The sequence below is a fragment of the Mycobacterium sp. DL592 genome (genome assembly GCF_011694515.1).
Classification (GTDB): Bacteria; Actinomycetota; Actinomycetes; order Mycobacteriales; family Mycobacteriaceae; genus Mycobacterium.
Window position 1 is genome coordinate 2777165 of the sequence record NZ_CP050192.1, and the last position, 18415, is coordinate 2795579.

Sequence of the window (18415 nt, forward strand, 5' to 3'; positions counted from 1 at the left end):
TCTGTGACTCTTGCAAACCTACGGTTGGCTCCGGCCCGGACAGCGCCCGGGTCGGCGACCCCATCAGTTCTGCAGCACGGTACGCACCCGGCGCATGTCGAGGATTCCCGGCGCGCCGACGTCGGTCGACTGGCGCGCCTGCTTCTCCCGGAGGTCAGCGATGTCGACCTTGCCGGGCGTGAACCCGGTGGCCTCGAAGCGCCTGCCGCGCCGGGATTCGGCTTCCACGGCATTGACCGGCGGGCTGTCGTAGGACCGTCCGCCGGGATGGGAGACGTGATACGTGCAGCCGCCCCGTGACGTCCCGCTGGCGATGTCGACCAGTTCGAAGCGCAGCGGGCCGTCCACGGTGATCGTGGGGTGCAGGGCGCTCGGCGGCTGCCAGGCCCGGTAGCGCACCCCGCCGACCTGCACGTCGGGATTGTCGGTGGCCAGCATCGGAATGGGATAACCGTTGCAGGTGACCACGTGGCGCTGCCGGTCGGCGCCGACGGTGCGCACCTGGATGCGTTCGACGGAGGAATCGACGTAGCGGGCGGTGCCGCCGCCGGTGGACTCTTCGCCCAGGGTGTTCCACGGTTCGATGGCGCCCCGCAGTTCGATCTCGACGTGGTCGAAGACGGCGGTGCCGATGCGGGGGAAACGAAACTCGGTGAACGGGTCGAGCCAGCTGGTGTCGAAGTCGATGCCATGTGCCCGCAGTTCGGCGCAGACATCGGCAATGTCGTGAATGATGAAGTGCGGCAACAGGTATCGGCCGTGCAGGTTCAGTCCGTGCCGGATCAGCGGCGCCTGCAGCGGCTGGTCCCAGAACCACGCGACCAGTGAGCGCACCAGCAGCGACTGCACCATGGCCATCTGGAAGTGCGGTGGCATCTCGAAGCCGCGCAACTCCAGGATGCCCAGCCGTCCGCGCGGGCTGTCCGGGCTGTAGAGCTTGTCGATGCAGAACTCGGCGCGGTGGGTGTTGCCGGTGATGTCGGTGAGCAGGTGGCGGAGTGCGCGGTCTGTTATCCACGGAGCGGAGCTTGCGGAGGCCGTCAGCCGGGCGATCTCGGCGAAAGCGATCTCGAGCTCGTAGAGCGCTTCGGAGCGGCCCTCGTCCACGCGCGGCGCCTGCGATGTGGTCCCGATGAAGCGGCCCGCGAACAGATAGGAGAGCGCCGGATGACGCTGCCAGTACGTCAGCAGCGACACCAGCAGGTCGGGGCGGCGCAGCAGCGGCGAGTCCGCCGGGGTGATGCCGCCGAGGGTGATGTGGTTGCCGCCGCCGGTACCACCGTGGGTGCCGTCGAAGTCGAACGACTCGGTGGACAGCCGGGCCTTGCGGGCCTCTTCGTAGAGGATCTCCAGCTGCTGGCGCTGCTCGGCGAAGCTGGCGCTGGGTGCCACGTTGACCTCGATGACACCCGGGTCGGGGGTGATCGACATGGACTCCAGCCGGGCGTCCGACGGCGGGCCGTAGCCCTCGACGACCACCGCGCAGCCGACTTTGGCCGCGGCGGCCTCCACCCGTGCGATCAGGTCGACGAAGTGGTCGAGCTTGTCGGTCGGCGGCATGAAGATGTAGAGCACGCCGTCGCGCACCTCGGCGACCATCGCGGTGGTCGGCGCGGTCTCCGGGTCCTCGAGGACGGCGTCGGCACCGTCGGGGTCGACGGGCAGGTCGGCCCCGGCGCTGGCGATCGGGTCGTCGTGGAAGGTGGCGCGCGGCGGACGCCAGCTGATCGAGTTCAGCGGGAGCCGCAGCCCGGCGGGCGAATCCCCGTCCAACAGCACTACGCGGCCGCGGCGCAGTCGCCAGTCGGCACTGGCCCACGACGAGTCGTCGTCGCGGCGGTGTACCGGAAGCACGTAGGCGACAGGCTCGGCGACAGGCTGCTCGAGGCGAGCCAACAGCGCGGCGCGCGCCTGCGGCGAGTCGGCGGCCAGGTCGTCGTCGGCCTCGACCGCCTCACCGGCAGGCAGGCGCACGGTGGTGGCCAGCCGGCTCAGCGGGTCCTCGTAGGCGGGCCGCACCTGGGTGGCGGGCAGGCCCAGGCTCGCGGCGACCACCGAGAGCACCTGCTGGGCGGCCAACGGGTCGGTGTCGTAACGTTCGGGTCCCCAGGGGTCGGCCAGCAATGAGGGGTCGCTCCACAGCGGTTGGCCGTCGCGGCGCCAGTGGAGTCCAATCTGCCAGCGCGGCAACGGTTCTCCCGGATACCACTTGCCCTGATTGCGCTGCACCAGACCTTGCGGCGCCCATACTGCCTTGAGCCGCGCGGCCAGCACCGAGGCGCGCTCGCGCTTGTGCGGGCCGTCGGCGGCGGTATTCCACTCGTCGTCCACCTGGTTGTCCACCGACACGAACGTCGGCTCGCCGCCCATGGTCAGCCGCACGTCGGCCTCGTTGAGCCGCCGATCGATGTGCTGCCCCAGCTCGTTGATGGCCACCCACGCGGCATCGGTGTAGGGCAGCGTGACGCGGGGGTCCTCGTGCACGCGGGTGACGGTGTTGGAGAAATCAAGCGTGGTTTCGGCGACCCCGGTGGCACCGGTGATCGGCGCCGCCGACGACGGGTGCGGGGTGGCGGCCAGCGGGATGTGCCCCTCGCCGGCGAACAGTCCCGACGTGGGATCCAGCCCGATCCAGCCGGCGCCGGGAATGTAGACCTCGGTCCAGGCGTGCAGGTCGGTGAAGTCGGCCGCCGGGCCCGACGGACCGTCGAGGGCCTCGACGTCGGAGGACAGCTGCACCAGATAGCCCGACACGAACCGAGCGGCCAAGCCGAGCTGGCGCAGGATCGACACCAGCAGCCACGCCGAGTCGCGGCAGGAGCCGATGGCGCTGCGCAGCGTGTGGTCGGGGGTCTGCACACCCGCCTCCATGCGCACGCTGTAACCGATGTCGGCGTTGACGGCCCGGTTCAGCGCGACGAGGAAGTCGATCGTGCGGGTGCCGGGCGGGACGGAGAAGTCGCGCACCCAGGATGCGACGAGGTCGCCGGGGCCGGACCCCTCGTCGCCCTCATCGACGGGACGCAGGTAGGGCTCGAGGTCGTCCTTGAGGGCCTTGGGATAGCTAAACGGATAGGTCTCGGCGAAGTCCTCGATGAAGAAGTCGAACGGGTTGATGACCTTGAGGTCGGCGATCAGCCCGACCTTGATGGTCAGCTGCCGGGTGCGGCTGGGAAACACCAGCCGACCCAGGAAGTTTCCGAACGCGTCCTGCTGCCAGTTGATGAAGTGGTCGGCGGGTTCGACCTCCAGCGAGTACGCCTCGATGGGCGTCCGGCAGTGCGGCGCCGGTCGAAGCCTGACCACATGCGGATACACCTCGACCAACCGATCGAAGGTGTAGCTGGTCCGGTGCTCCAGCGCCACTTTGATACCCATAGGCCGCAATCCCATCACAAGAGATAGGGCCGCGCAGGCTGCACGCGCAGCGGGCCACCGCTCAGCGTGCCCGAACCAGCCGAGGCCGGCTGGCGTGGCGGCGCCGAACCGCCAGCACCAGCACGCCGGCCACGGTGATCCCGACCAGGTTGAGCAGCAGCTGAGCGGTCGACTCGGCGGCGATGTCCCAATCCCCCACCGACGCCGCGACGACGGCGAAGCCGGCGGCGGGCACCGTGGTCACCGAGATGAACACACCTACCAGCGCGGCCGATTTCGCGGATACCAGCGACAGCATTCCCGCGGCACCGGCCAGCAACGCGAACGCCAGCGCGGCCAGCGGCCCGAACTCGGGGCCGACGACCATCGCGCCGACGACGGTCACCGGTGAGTCGGTGACGACACCGACGGCGGCGATCATGCACGCCAGGCACAGGAACAACAGGAACGTGACGTTGAGCGTGGACTCTTCGCGGGTGCGGGCGGCGAGTTCTTCCCACACGATGGCGTCGCCCGGGTCGCCGTCGGCCTCCTTCTCGGCCCGGTAGGCCGCGGTCGAGACGACGGTGTCGACGACATCGAGGGTTATCGCGCCGCGGTTGCGCAGGCCGAGTGCCTTGAGGTCGTCGACGACGTCATTGGCGCTCTCCCTGGCGATGTCAGCGCTGATCTCGTCGCCGGCGGGTTCCAGCGCCGCGTCGCGATGCACGACCAGATGCGTCACGCCGGCGCGGCGTCTCAGGACACCGACCACCTCGTCGCGCAGATCGACCGGAGCAATCACCCGCAGATGCAGCACATCCGCGAGACTACTTCGCGATGAGTGCGAGAATCGGAGCCGTGCATCGCTGGGTACCGCAACGATTGCGGCCGTGGCTGGCCAAACAGTGGGTCGTCACCTTGCTGGTGATCGTCGTGTTCGCTGTTCTCCTGGGGGTGTTCACGCTGGTGTCCGAGCGCAAGGACTCCTCGTACTGGGCCGGCTACACCGACGGTCAGCGTTGGGTTCACGAAGGCGGCTACCAGGCCCACGAAGAGTCCATCGCCGCGTACTGCCGCGACCGGGCCGCGGCCCAGCACAGCACGGGGAAGTACGAGCACGGCTGTGTAGACGGCGCCCGCAACGCCATGAAGTGATAGCGCTCAGCGCTACGCCGAAGACTCAGCCGAAATAGGTTGCGCCGAATCGGTTTTCGCCTGCGGCCATGGGCTGGGCGCCGGACGCGGGCGGACCCGCTGAGGCCACCAGAACCAGCGGCCCAACAGCGCGGCGATCGACGGTGTCATGAACGAGCGGATCACCAGGGTGTCGACCAGCAGGCCCATGCCGATCGTGGTGCCGACCTGGGCGAGGATGGTCAGCTCGCTGAACGCCATCGCCGCCATCGTCACCGCGAACACCAGACCGGCCGAGGTGACCACCGAACCGCTACCGCCCATCGCGCGGATGATGCCGGTGTTGATGCCGGCACCGACCTCTTCCTTGAGCCGGGCCACCAGCAGCAGGTTGTAGTCCGACCCGACGGCAAGCAGGATGATCACCGACATCACCAGCACCATCCAGTGCAGCGGGCGGCCGATCAGGTCCTGCCACACCAACACCGACAGACCGAACGACGTCCCCAGCGACAGCAGCACGGTGCCGACGATGGCCGCGGCGGCGACCACCGCCCGGGTGATGATCAGCATGATGATGAAAATCAGGCACAGCGCGGCGATTCCGGCGATCATCAGGTCGTAGTTGGCGCTGTCCTGCATGTCCTTGTAGCTGGCTGCGGTCCCGGCGAGGTAGATCTTGGAACCCTCCAGCGGGGTGCCCTTGATGGCTTCGAATGCCGCGTTTTTGATCGGGTCGACGTGGCTGAGGCCTTCCGGTGACATCGGATCACCCTCATGAGAGATGATGAACCGCACCGCTTTTCCGTCCGGCGACAGGAACATCTTCATACCGCGCTGGAAGTCGGGGTTGTCAAAGGCTTCCGGCGGCAGATAGAAGGAGTCGTCGTTCTTGGCCGTGTCGAAGGCCTTGCCCATCGCGCTCTGGTTTTCCTGCTGGGCCGCGAGTTGGTCGTACATGCCGGCCTGCGTGCTCTGCATCGTCAGCTGCATGGTCCGCATCGACTTCATCGTCTCGATCATCGGCGGCATCAGGGTGCGCATCTGAGCGGTCAGGATGTCGAGCTGATGCAGGTTGGGCACCAGGCTCTGGAAGTCGTCTGTCATCGTGTCGATGCCGTCGAGGGTGTCGAACACCGACCGGATCGACCAGCACATCGGGATGTCGAAGCAGTGCGGTTCCCAGTAGAGGTAGTTGCGGATCGGCCGGAAGAAGTCGTCGAAATCGGCGATGTGGTTGCGCAGCGTCTGGATGTCGGCCAGCGTCAGGTCCATCTTGCCGACCATGCTGTGGGTGGTGGCGTTGAGGTCGCCCATCAGGTCGTACATCTGCGTCATGGTCGCAATGGAGACGTTCATGTCGTCACCCATCTTGAGCATGTCCTTCATCCGGTCGTCGAGATACGACTGGTTCAGGGTCTGCGTCGTGCCCTGCATGCCCAGCAGGAACGGAATCGAGCTGTGCTCGATGGGCGAACCGAGCGGGCGGGTAATGGTCTGCACCCGCCCGATGCCCGGGGTGTGGAACATGGCTTTGGCCACCCGGTCGATCACCAGGAAGTCCGCGGAGTTCCGCAGGTCGTGGTCGCTCTGCAGCATCAGCAGCTCGGGGCTGAGCCGGGCTGCTGGGAAGTGCCGTTCGGCGGCGGCGAAGCCCTCGCTGGCCGGGATGTCCGCCGGCAGGTAGTGCCGGTCGTTGTAGTCGGTGCGATATCCGGGCAGCGCGAGCAGACCAATGAGGCACAACGCGGTGGTGGCCACCAGGATCGGCCCGGGCCAGCGAACGACGGCGGTGCCGATGCGTCGCCAAAAGCGTTCACGCGAAGCGCGTTTGGGTTCCAGGCGGCCGAAGCGACTGGCCACTGTCACCACCGACGGCCCCAGCGTCATCGCCGCGCTGACGACGACGAGCATGCCGATGAACAGCGGTATACCCATCGAGCTGAACATCGGGCTGCGGGTGAAGTGCAGGCAGAGCATGGCACCGGCGATGGTCAGGCCCGACCCGAGGATCACATGGGCGGTGCCGTGGAACATCTCGTAGTAGGCGGACTCTTTGTCGGCGCCTTTGGCCCGGGCTTCCTGGTAGCGGCCGAACAGGAAGATGACGTAGTCGGTGCCGGCGGCGATGGCCAGCATGGTGAGCAGGTTGACGGCGAACGTCGACAGGCCGATGAGGTGGTGATGGCCGAGGAAGGCCACCACGCCACGGGCCGCAGCGAGTTGGAGGAACACCATGAACATCGCCAGCAGCACGGTGGCGATCGAGCGGTACACAAACAGCAGCATCACCGTGATGACGCCGAAGGTCAGCAGGGTGATCAGCTGCAGGCTGCGGTCACCGGCGATGTGGGTGTCGGCGATCAGTGCGGACGGCCCCGTGACGTAGGCCTTGACTCCGGGCGGGGCCGGGACGCTGGCCACGATCGCCTTGGCCGCCTCGACCGACTCGTTGGCCAGGCCTTCGCCCATGTTGCCGGCGAGATAGACCTGCACGTAGGCGGACTTGCCGTCCTCACTTTGTGAGCCTGCTGCGGTCAGCGGATCACTCCAGAAGTCCTGGACATGCTCGACGTGCTTCTTGTCCGCGTTGAGCTTGCTGATGATCTCGTCGTAGTACTTGTGCGCCGAATCACCCAGCGGCTGCTGGCCTTCCAGCACGATCATGATTGAGGTGTTGGAGTTGAACTCCTTGAACGTCTTACCGATCGTGTTCATCGCGACGGTCGAGGGGGCGTCGGGAGCCGCCATCGGCACCGACTGCGCCTGGCCGACGACCTCGACCTGGGGCACCACCACGTTGGTGATGACCGTCAGCGCCAGCCAGCCGAGGATGATCGGGACGGACAGCCACCGGACCCACTGCGCGATGTGCGGGCGTTTACCGTGCTCGTCGGCCTGCGGTCGTTCTTTTTTATTGAGGGTGATCATGCCGACTTGACCAGACAGAAGGTCTGGGCGTTGACACCGGTGGAGGTCTTTTCGTCCTTGAGTTCACCGTTGACGGTGATGCGGCAGCCGATCGTGTCGCTGTCGCCCTGGGCCACGATGTTGGCCGAGGCGGCGGGCGCGGTGGTGGTCAGCGTCAGCGACCACGGCAGGGTGACGTCGCGCGCGATCTGGGGCGTGGCGTCGAGGTCGAGGTAGTTCACGGTGGCGACGGTGCCGGGCGGCCCGTAGATCTCGTAGGTGACGGTCTTCGGGTTGAACGGCTTGGTGTCGTTGGCCAGCCCCGAACCGGCGCGGGTCAGCTCGGTCTTACCGAAGACACCGTGCAGCCGGTAGACGCTGAAGGCGGCCACCGCGACGACAAGCAGGATCACCACCGGCAGCCAGACCTTGCGGAAGCCGCGCATCAGCCAACCTCGCCGCTTGGCGGGACGCTTGGCAGCGTGACCGGGTTCCGGCGCTTCGGGTGCGGGCTCCGCCTCCGACGGCGTCGAGGAGTAGGTGTGGCTATCGAGACTCATGACCCGGCCCCCTCCGCTTCCTGCAGTTCACCCTGGCATGGTTCCACAGCTGCAGTTAGCACCGCTACATAGTAGAACTAACCGTTGTGTGATCCTAGCCCGTGTGACAAGCGTCATGGGTCAATCCCAGCCCGGGCCCGCTCACAGCGCTAAAACAGCCGCGCCTCGACGCCGAAGTCCTTGAGCGCCTGATCGAACTGCTCGGCCAGCACGTTCTTGTCGTTGGGGCCACCGGCCTGCCAGGCCTGGGCCACCAACAGGATCGTGCCGGTCATCCGCAGCGACGCGACCATCAGCGAACCGCCGATCTGGTCGAGCGTTTCCCTGGTGACGGGCCATTCCACGCCCCGCGCCCAGAACGACGCGGCCTCAGTGCCGTCGATCCTGTTCACGTCGTCCGGGAGCTGCCCGACGTTCGAGCAGCCCACCGACTTGTCGCCACCCGTCGTCATCTTCTCCAGCCGCCGCAGCAGGCGCTTGGAGGTCAGCGGGGTCAACGGCAACGGTGCAATGAGCTTGTTGCTTTCCTTCTCGAGGGCCTTGAATCCCTCCCGCACGCTGGTGCGCAGGCCCTCGAGGTTGGCTGTCACGGTCTCGGGGTCGCCTTTGATGGTCATTCCGGTGAGGGCATTGGCCCTGGTGTCGGTCAGCGTCCGCTCGCTGACCGGAAAGTTGATTGTCACCAGTCCGTCGGGTCCGACCCGGCCCCGAGCCTTGCTGAGCCGGGTTGTAACCCCGGCGACCAGCGAGTTACTGGTCCCACCGAGGCTCGCGGCGCGGGCGTCCCACACGTCGGCGTCGATATAGGCGGCCACGGTCGGGATGAGGGTCAGCGCGCCCGCACCGGGTGAATGGTCGACCGGCGGCTTGGCGTTCGCCGGCGACTTGGGGCCACCGGCCTCTTCGCGGCCCAGCTTGACTGCCGCACGGACCGCTGTGCCCATCTCCGGAACAGCTCGCGCGATCTCGCGAAGGTCCGCACGCAGCGCGCGTCCGAGCGGGCGCGATCGTGCGGGCGGGTAACCGAGTTCCATCTTCTGGCCGTGCAGCGCAGCGACGAGGGACAGGACCGCCCCGCTGGCGTCGGCCACCGAATGCGAGAAGATCAGCGTCACCGCGCCACCGCCGTCGGTGAACTCCACGACCGCCAGCCGCCAGGCAGGGCCGTGTTCGGGGTCGATGGGGATGAAGATCTGTTCGTCGAGCCAGGCCAGCAGCTCCTCGCGCGGTCTGGGGGCGGGCGCGACGTCGAGGTCGGCCTGATGTGGTGCGGCGACCCAGCGGTGGCGCCCGAACGGCAGGGGTGAGCGTTCGATCAGCCGACCCAGCAGTGTGTAGCCGAGATTGGCGTGCAGGCGGCGCACCGCCTCGATGTCGATCGGGTGGTCGTAGATCCAGGCGATCTGTTCCTGTGGGCTGTGCCCGAGGGCACGCAGGCCCAGGAAAGACGCCTGATCGATATAGGCCAGCTGGTTGTCCACCGGATCATGCTAGACGGCGGTCGCACCGGCCCCCGGTTAGTCAGTGCCGCTTCGTCGCCGCAGCGACACACCCACTTCCTCGGGTGGTACCCGATGCCCTTCGGCGCAGCGGATCTCGACGGTCGCCTCGGCGTCGCAGCCGCGGTGAGTCAACCGGAGCCGGGTGTCCTCGGCGAGGTGGCGCCTGCCCCACTCGAACATCCCCCACACCACGGGCATCAGGTCGGTGCCGGCTTCGGTGAGGACGTACTCGTCGCGAACCCGCTGGCCCGGCTCGCGGTATGGCTGCCGGGTCAGCAGGCCGGCGTCGACGAGCTCGGTCAGCCGCGCGGAGGTGGCGGCCTTGGTGATACCGACCCGGCGTGCGAAGTCGTCGAACCTGGTCGTGCCGTAGTAGGCCTCGCGCAGGATCAACATCGCCGACTTGGTGCCGACCACGGCCATGGTCTTCTCGATCGGGCACTTCCCCACCGCTGACCAGCTGTTCCGGTCGGTCAGGGGCCCTTGTAGGACTGTCACCGACGTCACCTCCCTCTGGGTTGTTTGAAGTATACCCAGGTGGTATAGCTGAGTATATAAAACAATACTCAGAGTGGAGTTTCAGGAGGACGTCATGACCGGAATCTCAGAGCGCGACGCGGTGATCGTGGCAGCGGTGCGCACACCGGTGGGCAAGGGCAAGCCCGACGGTGCACTGCACGGTGTGCTGCCCGCCGACCTGCTGGCGCACAGCCTCACGGAGCTGGTGTCGCGCAGCGGCGTCGACCCGGCCGAGATCGACGACGTGATCGCCGGTGCGGTCACCCAGGTGGGCGACCAGGCGGTGAACATCGCCCGCAATGCGCTGCTCGGCGCCGGGTTCCCGGAGTCGGTGCCGGGCACGACCGTCGACCGCCAGTGCGGCAGCAGCCAGCAGGCGATCAGCTTCGCCGCCCAGGGTGTGATCGCCGGCGCCTACGACATCGTCATCGCCGCGGGCGTGGAGTCGATGAGCCGGGTGCCGATGGGAACCTCGGTACTGCCCGGCAGCGATCCGTTCGGTGTCGCGTTCGCGCAGCGGTACTCCGAAGGTCTTGTGCCCCAGGGCATCAGTGCCGAGTTGATCGCCGCGCGCTGGAACCTCTCGCGTACCGAGCTCGACGAGTTCTCGGCGGCCAGCCACGAGAAGGCCGCCCGCGCCACCAAGGACGGGTTGTTCGACAACGAGCTGGCACCGATCGCGGGGCTACACACCGACGAGATCATCCGCCCCGGGACGACCGTCGACACCCTGGCCGGTCTCAAGCCGGCGTTCTACAACGAGGCTGTTGCCCAACGGTTTCCGCAGATCAGCTGGAACATCACCCCGGGCAACTCCTCTCCCCTGTCCGACGGCAGTGCCGCGGTGCTCATCACCACCAGTGAGGTGGCGCGCAAACACGGCTGGAAGCCGTTGGCGCGGATCCACACCACCACGGTCGTGGGTTCCGATCCGCTGTACATGCTGACCGGGGTGATCCCCGCGACCGAGAAGGTGCTTGCGCGCGCCGGGCTGACGATCGCCGACATCGACCTGTTCGAAGTCAACGAGGCGTTCGCCCCGGTGGTGCTGGCATGGGCCAAGGAGATCGGCGGAGGACCTGACGCCGATATCCTTTCTAAGACCAACGTCAACGGCGGCGCCATCGCCATCGGGCACCCCTTGGGGGCCAGCGGTGCCCGCATCACGACGACGTTGGTCAACGCGTTGGAACAGCGCGGCGGACGCTACGGCCTGCAGACGATGTGCGAGGGTGGCGGCATGGCCAACGCCACCATCATCGAGCGACTCTGAGCCCATGCCGACCGAGATCGGGTTCCATGGCGTACGGGTCCGCCACGACAGCGCCAAGAGTTACGACGAACTGCTGGGCGCGCTGCTCGCCGACATCGGCGAGCAGCGCGCCCCCATCGAGGAGATCACGGCGGCCAGCCCCGACTGGGCGTCATACCGGGATGCGATCGAGGCACATTTGGGCCCAAGCGGATTCATGTTGTTCGGATTGCTCGACCATGGCGGGTGGATCCCCAAGGCAGGCATCGAGCGCAAGGCGATGCGGGTCATCCTCGGCAACCCGCTCATCGCGATCACGATGCTGCGCCACGACCTGACGGCCGGCTTGTTCGCCCCCGTCGAGGTTTTGCTCCTCGATGAGGACGGCGGGGGCAGCAGCCTGACCTACGTCAAACCCTCATCGCTGATGGTGGTGACACCCAACCAGGAATTACTCAGTGCTGCAATCGAACTCGATGACAAGCTGGCCGCACTCGCCACCAGGGTAACCGGCTAGCGCCTGCGTCACCCGCCCATCATCGAGCGCACGGTCGGCCCGGCGGTCCAGCCGCCGTCGACGGCGATCTCCGATCCTGTCGTGTAGGCGGCGTCGTCGGAGAGCAAGTACCCGACCGCCCCGGCGACTTCCTCGGGGGCGCCGATGCGTTCCATTGGTGCCCCGGGGAAGTTGCCCTCCCCCAACTGGATTCCGATGCCTGAGGTCATCGGTGTGTACACCATGCCGGGGTGCACCGAGTTCACCCTGATCCGGTCGGCGCCCAGTTCGACAGCGGCGACCTTGGTCAGGCCCCGCACGCCCCATTTCGACGCGCCGTACCCGGCGGTCAGGGGCAGTCCCATCAGTCCCGCGGCCGACGAGATGTTCACAATCGAGCCACCACCGGCAGCCCGCATCGGCGCGATGACGGACTGGATTCCATTGAAAACACCGGTGAGGTTGACCTCCAGGACCGACCGGAAGTGGTCGACGGGTTCGTGCTCGATGAACTGCCCCGTCGACACCCCGGCATTGTTGACCAACCCGGTCAGCGACCCGAACTCGGCGACCGCGAAATCCACCACGACGCTCCAGCGTTCGCGGTCGGTGACGTCGAGTGCGACGTAGCGCGCGGCGGGCCCGAGTTCGGCCGCAGCAGCTGCACCCTCGTCGTCGAGCACGTCGGCGATCACCACCTGCCCGCCGCGATCGACCACCATCCGCGCGAACGCCGCGCCCATGCCCCTGGCACCACCGGTGACCAGAACGACCTTGCCCCGCAGTGAATCGGCCATGTCAGGACAACCTTCCTCTCCTTGGGCTTAGCGATGAACGCATTCTTACCGACCGAGCTACCGTTCAGGCCGTCTTCTGGGTCAGGCCCGCGTCGACGACGGCGCCTTGAGAAGGTCGAATCCTTTGTAGCCGGCCGCGGCCACTTCGCTGCAGATGTCGAGGTACGTCCCGAAGCCGCCGATGAACAGCATGAATTGCCGAGGCTTACCGGGCACGTTCGCGCCCACGTACCAGGAATTCGCCTTGGTGAACAGCGTCGCCTCAGCGCGCTGCGCGCAGTCCGCCATCCAGTTCTCCACGGCGCCGGCGCTCGGCTCGATCCCGCTGTAGCCGTGAGTGTCGAGGTATCCGATGACATCGGCGATCCAGTTCACGTGAGCCTCGGCATGGAGCACCATATTGGCCAACACTGCCGGTGCACCTGGCCCGGACACCAGAAACAGATTGGGAAAACCATCGGTTCCCAATCCCAGATACGTGCGCGGTCCACTGGACCAGTCGTCGATTAACCGCTGGCCATTGCGGCCGACGATGTCGATCTTGGCCAGCGCGCCCGTCATGGCATCGAAGCCGGTGGCCAGCACCAGCACGTCGATCGCGAAGTGCGCTTCTGTGGTGGCGATCCCCGTCTCATCGATCGCTTCGATCGGGGTGTTTCGGACACTGACGAGCCGGACGTTGGGCCGGTTGAACGTCTGGAAGTAGTTGGAATCGGTGCAGATTCGTTTGGTGCCGATCGGATGGTCGGTCGGGATCAGCAAGTCCGCGAGTTCTGGATCGTCGATCACGGATCGGATCTTCTCTTCGTAGAATCTGCGCGCCTCGTCGTTGGCTTCCAGGGACACCATCTGATCGGCGAAGGTCTTCGAGAACAGCACGCCGCCGAGCTCCCAACGCTTTTGGAACGCTGCCCTGCGTTCCTCGGGCGTGGCCTCCATCGTCAGCTTCGGATGGGCGGCATGCGGTGAGCCACCGCCACTGCGCCACGACAGCCGCCGCCGCTCGGCGTAGTTGGCCTTGATGTCGGCTATCTCTTCTGCCGTTAAGGGCCGGTTGCCCGCCGGCACGCTGTAGTTCGGCGTGCGTTGGAACACGTACAGCTGTTGCGCTTGGTCAGCGATGATCGGAATGGATTGGACGCCTGAGGATCCGGTGCCGATGATGGCGACGCGTTTGCCGGTGAAGTCGACGCCCTCGTGCGGCCAGTGCGCAGTGTGGTAGACCTCGCCCCGGAAGGTTTCCAGGCCGGTGATGTCCGGGGTGAGGGCTGCTGAGAGTGGGCCGGTGGCCATCACGACGAAGCGTGCCTCGACACTCTCGCCGGCGTCGGTGCGCACCGTCCACCGCAACGTCTGCTCGTCAAGCACCGCACCCGTCACCCGGGTGCCGAAGGTGATGTCGCGCCGCAGATCGAGCTTGTCGGCGACCCAGTTGATGTAGGCCAAGATCTCGGTTTGGGTGGCGTACTTCTCCGTCCAGGTCCACTCCTGTTGCAACTCGTCGGAGAACGAGTAGCAGTAGTCCACGCTTTCCACATCACAGCGCGCACCCGGGTAACGGTTGTAGTACCAGGTGCCTCCCACGTCGGGTGCGGCTTCGAACACCCGCACCGACAGTCCCTGCGAGCGGAACTTGTGCAGGGCATAGAGGCCGCCAAACCCGGCCCCCACCACGACGACGTCAACATGGGACTTCGATCCACTGCTCACGCGCCGAACGGTAGGTGGCCCCGGCCCTCCCGTTGCGGGTGCCTCCCGGTCACCGGACGCCCAGACCCCACGTCCCGGCCATCGGCCGATCGGATTGGCGGCGAACACCCGGCGGGCCAGAATCGGCGCCCATGTCCGACGTCGATAACAGCAACGGGAAGGTCACCTTAGGGCGCGGCGTGCGGGTGACGGTGTGTGATGTCATCGCGGAGAGCGCCGACGCCTGCTCGCTGGTGTTCGCCGTCCCCGACGATCAACGGGATCGGTTCGCGTATCGGCCCGGGCAGTTCTTGACCCTTCGAGTACCCAGCGATCTGACCGGTTCGGTTGCTCGCTGCTATTCGCTCGCCAGCTCACCGCACACCGATTCGAAACCGAAGGTGACGGTCAAACGGACCGCTGACGGCTATGCGTCGAACTGGCTGTGCGACAACGCAATTCCAGGCACCTCCATCGAAGTGCTGCCACCGTCGGGAGCCTTCACCCCGGCTGACCTGGATGCGGATTTCCTGCTGTGGGCCGCTGGCAGTGGCATCACGCCGGTGATGTCGATCCTGAAATCGGTCTTGGCGGCAGGTTCGGGCCGAGCCGTGCTGTGCTACGCCAACCGCGATGAGCGCTCGGTCATCTTCGCCGCCGAGTTACGCGAGCTGGCCGCGCGCTACGCCGGGCGGTTGACGGTGCTGCACTGGCTGGAGTCCGTACAAGGCCTTCCCACCCGCGCACAGCTGAGTGGGTTCACCCGTGCCGTTGTCGCCGGTTCGGCGGCGCTCGAATCCTTCATCTGTGGACCCGCGCCATTCATGACGGTGATCAGGGAGGCACTAACCGATGCGGGTGTGCCCCGAGAGCGGGTCCATGTCGAAGTGTTCCGCTCGCTGGCCGGCGATCCGTTCACCGACAGTGCCAGCCCACTGGTCACTGATCCAGGCGGAAGCGATGCTGCCAGCGTCCGGCTCGACGTGGACGGAGCGAGCCACCATCTGCGTTGGCCCCGGCATACGACGCTGGTCGACACCATGATCGCCGCCGGGATCGACGTGCCGTACTCGTGCAAGGAGGGTCGGTGCGGGTCGTGCGCTGCGACCGTGGTGCATGGCGAGGTGGACATGGCCAGTTGCGGGATTCTCGAGCCGGAAGACCTCGCTGACGGGCTGATCTTGGGCTGCCAGGCCAGGCCGGTCTCCGACGACCTCCACATCGAATTCTGAAATCAGTGCCCCACCAGATTCTTCCGCGGAGCCGGCGCCAATTCTCACCCGGCGTTTCGTGTGACAGCGCCCACAACGCTGTGCTAGAACTATATGACTAATAGTCATATAGCGGGCTGGCATGCCGCTGGAACTAGGAGGGCCTCATGACAACGGCTGTCGAGAAGGCCGGCGAGACGCCGAGCGCCGTCATCGACCGGATTTCGCTGGTTCTGGACTCCTTCGACGGGCCGGGGCGGCTGACACTGGCACAGGTCGTACGTCGCACCGGGCTGCCGCGGTCGTCGGCGCACCGCATGCTCGAACGCATGGTCGCGCTGCGCTGGCTGCGCCGCGACGGCCGCGACTACGAGTTGGGGATGCGCCTGGTCGAGCTGGGATCGTTGGCGCTGCACCAGGACCGCATTCACCGAGCCGCCATCCCGTTGTTGCGAGATCTGCACCGAGCCACAGGACTGGTCGTCCACCTGGCCGTCCTGGATGGCTCCGACGTGGTGTATCTGGAGAAGATCGGCGATCACATGGCAGCGGCGATCCCCACCCGCGTCGGTGGGCGTCAACCGGCGCACTGTACGGCGGTCGGCAAAGCAATCCTCGCCGACAACGACATCACCGAGGTCGACCTGTCCGATCGCCGGACACGCTTCTCGATCGCCACGACTCCACAGTTGGTCGCCGAGTTGGAAAGGGTGCGCGCCCACGGGGCGGCTTTCGAGCGTGAAGAATCGATTCCCGGCTTCGGTTGCGTTGCTGCGCCCATCGGCCCGGCCGGGCGGGCGGTGGCCGCGGTGTCGGTCTGTGGCCCGATGAGCCGGATGACATTCGACGGCCGGCTGGTGGCGCCGGTGCGAATGACGGCGATGGGTATCTGGCGCAGCGCTCATGACGGTCCCGGCTGTGTCGCTCCGACACTGCAGCCGCTGCGCCCGCTGCGTCCGGGGCCGCGCCCCGTCACGCCGCGGGATTCGGCAGCGCTACAACCGGCGTGACGCTCGATCCTCAGATCGCCGCCCTGGTCGAGACCCTCGACGCGGGATTCCCGCCGGTGCACACGATGACCGGCGCCCAGGCCCGCGCGGCGATCCGCAGCCGCTTTGTCCCCAACCCCGACCCCGAACCCGTCTTCCAGGTCACCGGCCACCAGGTCGACGTACCGGGTGGCCGCGTCGGGGTCCGGGTATACCGGCCCGCCTCCAGCGATTCCTTGCCGATACTCGTCTACGCCCACGGCGGCGGGTTCGTGTTCTGCGACCTCGACAGCCATGACGGCTTGTGTCGCAATCTGGCCAATCTCATTCCCGCCGTTGTGGTCTCGGTCGGCTATCGGCTCGCGCCCGAACATCGATGGCCCACCGCGGCCGAAGATATGCTGGCCGCCACCCGATGGGCCGCCGCACACGCCGCCGAACTGGGCGGTGATGCCACCAGAATTGCGGTAGGCGGCGACAGCGCAGGCGGCAACCTCGCCGCAGTGACCGCAGTGATGGCGCGCGACCACGGCTCGCCGGCCATCGCCGCACAGCTGCTGCTGTATCCGGTGATCGCAGCCGACTTCGATACCGAGTCTTATCGCCGGTATGGCCGGGGCTTCTACAATCCTCGCCCGGCGCTGCAGTGGTACTGGGATCAGTACGTGCCCGCGGTCGAGGATCGTCAACATCCCTATGCCTCACCGCTGCAGGCGGATCTGACCGGTCTGCCACCGTCGATCATCGTGCTGGCCGGCCATGATCCCTTGCGCGACGAGGGCATCGCCTACGCGAACGCGTTGACAGCAGCCGGGGTACCGACCACCCAGTGCTCCTACGAGGGCGGCATTCATGGCTTCATGACGATGCCCGTGCTCGATATCGCCCACCGTGCTCGCCGGGAAGCCAGTCGATCGCTGGGTGACGTGCTCAACCGGTGACGGTGATCTCCCGATGGCCGGGAGCACCAGGGCATGACGCCGGTCGCCAACCGTAATCTCGCGCCCATGGCCGAGGTGTTCGTCATCGACCGCGTCGTGACCGCCCCGGGCTGTGCACGGGCCTTCATCGACGCCTACCTGTCCGGCTACGTCCCAGGCGCTCGCGATCGTGGGATGGATCTGCGCGATGTCGTGGTGAGCCCACCGATGCTGTCCGACGACCGGCCCAACGTCGTGACTATCACCTGGACTCTGCCCAGCCCGCAGGCCTGGTGGCAGATGACGTGGCGCGCTCGACCCGATCCGACGGTGGCTCGCTGGTGGCAGGACATCTCCCACCTGGTGAGCGAGCGCAGCCGCAGTGTGGCGTCGCGCGCCGCGGACATCGGTGACGCGGAAACCCCTGTGGCACTGCCCGACTCGCCCGGTACCGAGACGGTGGGGGTCACCCGATTGCTTGATGTGATCGAGTCCGAGCGCGAGCGGGTACTCGCCATGCTGCGGCAGGCAACCGAGTCCAGTGGTGCGCAGCGGGCGCTGGTAGCGCCGACGTTGACCGGTTCGCGCAATGGGGGCGACATTCTGGTGCACCTGCGGTTCCGAGACCAGCCGGCCTGGGCAGAGTGCAATTTCGACGATGTCCTGCGCGACGGGGCGATCACGAACGTCAACGGCGTGACCTACCGCGGAACACCGCGTCGCCGCGGCACCGGCACCGTGTACCGAACGCTGCTACTGCGTGTGCCGCCGGACGTATCCACCGACGTCGTCACCGCGTTCGAACATGAACTGGCGATGATGCCCCGCTTCGTGCCCACGATTCAGTCATGGCAGCTCAGCCGAGTCGACGAGGCGATCGGCACCACTGGGTGGACCCACGTCTTCGAGCAGGAATTCACCGACGTCGCGGGCCTGATGGGCCCGTACCTGATGCACCCCGTTCACTGGGCGGTGGTGGATCGCTGGTTCGATCCCGAGACGACCGACATGATCGTCCGAGACCGGGTGTGTCACAGCTTCTGCGAGATGGGATCGGCGGTTCTCTGATGTAGCCG

The 18415-nt window shown here is 66.8% G+C and carries 15 protein-coding genes; 7 read left to right on the forward strand and 8 right to left on the reverse strand.

Going from position 1 to position 18415, the window contains the following annotated elements; all coding sequences use genetic code 11:
* Positions 1-63: 63 nt before the first annotated feature.
* The gene (locus tag HBE64_RS13350; RefSeq protein WP_167102771.1) at positions 64-3378 is read right to left on the reverse strand and encodes a DUF2126 domain-containing protein; all 3315 of its coding nucleotides are present in this window, start codon (positions 3376-3378) and stop codon (positions 64-66) included.
* A gap of 61 nt (positions 3379-3439) precedes the next feature.
* Complete coding sequence (locus HBE64_RS13355) at positions 3440-4177, reverse strand: DUF389 domain-containing protein (protein ID WP_167102774.1); 738 nt, start codon at positions 4175-4177, stop codon at positions 3440-3442.
* Between the two features lie 20 nt (positions 4178-4197).
* Here HBE64_RS13355 and HBE64_RS13360 point away from each other — a divergent pair, with 20 nt between their 5' ends.
* On the forward strand, positions 4198-4515 hold the full coding sequence (locus tag HBE64_RS13360) for a hypothetical protein (protein ID WP_167102777.1): 318 nt from the start codon (positions 4198-4200) through the stop codon (positions 4513-4515).
* Between the two features lie 12 nt (positions 4516-4527).
* Here HBE64_RS13360 and HBE64_RS13365 read toward each other — a convergent pair whose 3' ends face one another.
* From HBE64_RS13365 to HBE64_RS13380, 4 genes are all read right to left on the reverse strand, one after another.
* The gene (locus tag HBE64_RS13365; RefSeq protein WP_167102780.1) at positions 4528-7425 is read right to left on the reverse strand and encodes an RND family transporter; all 2898 of its coding nucleotides are present in this window, start codon (positions 7423-7425) and stop codon (positions 4528-4530) included.
* Positions 7422-7850 (reverse strand): MmpS family transport accessory protein, encoded by a 429-nt coding sequence (locus HBE64_RS13370; protein ID WP_167109160.1) that lies wholly within the window; start codon positions 7848-7850, stop codon positions 7422-7424. The genes HBE64_RS13365 and HBE64_RS13370 overlap by 4 nt, the downstream gene beginning before the upstream one ends.
* A gap of 263 nt (positions 7851-8113) precedes the next feature.
* Positions 8114-9445, reverse strand: coding sequence for a hypothetical protein (locus tag HBE64_RS13375; protein ID WP_167102783.1), 1332 nt, complete (start codon positions 9443-9445; stop codon positions 8114-8116).
* Between the two features lie 36 nt (positions 9446-9481).
* On the reverse strand, positions 9482-9964 hold the full coding sequence (locus tag HBE64_RS13380) for a helix-turn-helix domain-containing protein (protein ID WP_167102786.1): 483 nt from the start codon (positions 9962-9964) through the stop codon (positions 9482-9484).
* A gap of 94 nt (positions 9965-10058) precedes the next feature.
* Here HBE64_RS13380 and HBE64_RS13385 point away from each other — a divergent pair, with 94 nt between their 5' ends.
* Together HBE64_RS13385 and HBE64_RS13390 are read left to right on the forward strand one after the other, a co-directional pair.
* Positions 10059-11258, forward strand: coding sequence for a thiolase family protein (locus HBE64_RS13385; protein ID WP_167102788.1), 1200 nt, complete (start codon positions 10059-10061; stop codon positions 11256-11258).
* A gap of 4 nt (positions 11259-11262) precedes the next feature.
* On the forward strand, positions 11263-11754 hold the full coding sequence (locus tag HBE64_RS13390; protein ID WP_167102791.1) for a DUF302 domain-containing protein: 492 nt from the start codon (positions 11263-11265) through the stop codon (positions 11752-11754).
* Between the two features lie 8 nt (positions 11755-11762).
* On the opposite strand, the gene HBE64_RS13395 is transcribed toward HBE64_RS13390, so the two are convergent.
* Both HBE64_RS13395 and HBE64_RS13400 read right to left on the reverse strand, forming a co-directional pair.
* The gene (locus HBE64_RS13395; protein WP_167102794.1) at positions 11763-12530 is read right to left on the reverse strand and encodes an SDR family oxidoreductase; all 768 of its coding nucleotides are present in this window, start codon (positions 12528-12530) and stop codon (positions 11763-11765) included.
* Between the two features lie 81 nt (positions 12531-12611).
* On the reverse strand, positions 12612-14240 hold the full coding sequence (locus tag HBE64_RS13400; protein WP_167102797.1) for an NAD(P)/FAD-dependent oxidoreductase: 1629 nt from the start codon (positions 14238-14240) through the stop codon (positions 12612-12614).
* 131 nt (positions 14241-14371) lie between these two features.
* Here HBE64_RS13400 and HBE64_RS13405 point away from each other — a divergent pair, with 131 nt between their 5' ends.
* From HBE64_RS13405 to HBE64_RS13420, 4 genes are all read left to right on the forward strand, one after another.
* On the forward strand, positions 14372-15451 hold the full coding sequence (locus HBE64_RS13405) for a ferredoxin--NADP reductase (RefSeq protein WP_167102799.1): 1080 nt from the start codon (positions 14372-14374) through the stop codon (positions 15449-15451).
* Between the two features lie 146 nt (positions 15452-15597).
* A complete protein-coding gene (locus HBE64_RS13410) occupies positions 15598-16440 on the forward strand; it encodes an IclR family transcriptional regulator (protein ID WP_167102802.1) in 843 nt (280 codons plus the stop codon).
* Positions 16437-17360 (forward strand): alpha/beta hydrolase, encoded by a 924-nt coding sequence (locus HBE64_RS13415; RefSeq protein ID WP_167102805.1) that lies wholly within the window; start codon positions 16437-16439, stop codon positions 17358-17360. Before HBE64_RS13410 ends, HBE64_RS13415 begins: the two co-directional genes overlap by 4 nt.
* Before the next feature lie 66 nt (positions 17361-17426).
* Complete coding sequence (locus HBE64_RS13420) at positions 17427-18407, forward strand: Dabb family protein (protein WP_167102808.1); 981 nt, start codon at positions 17427-17429, stop codon at positions 18405-18407.
* Positions 18408-18415 lie beyond the last annotated feature (8 nt).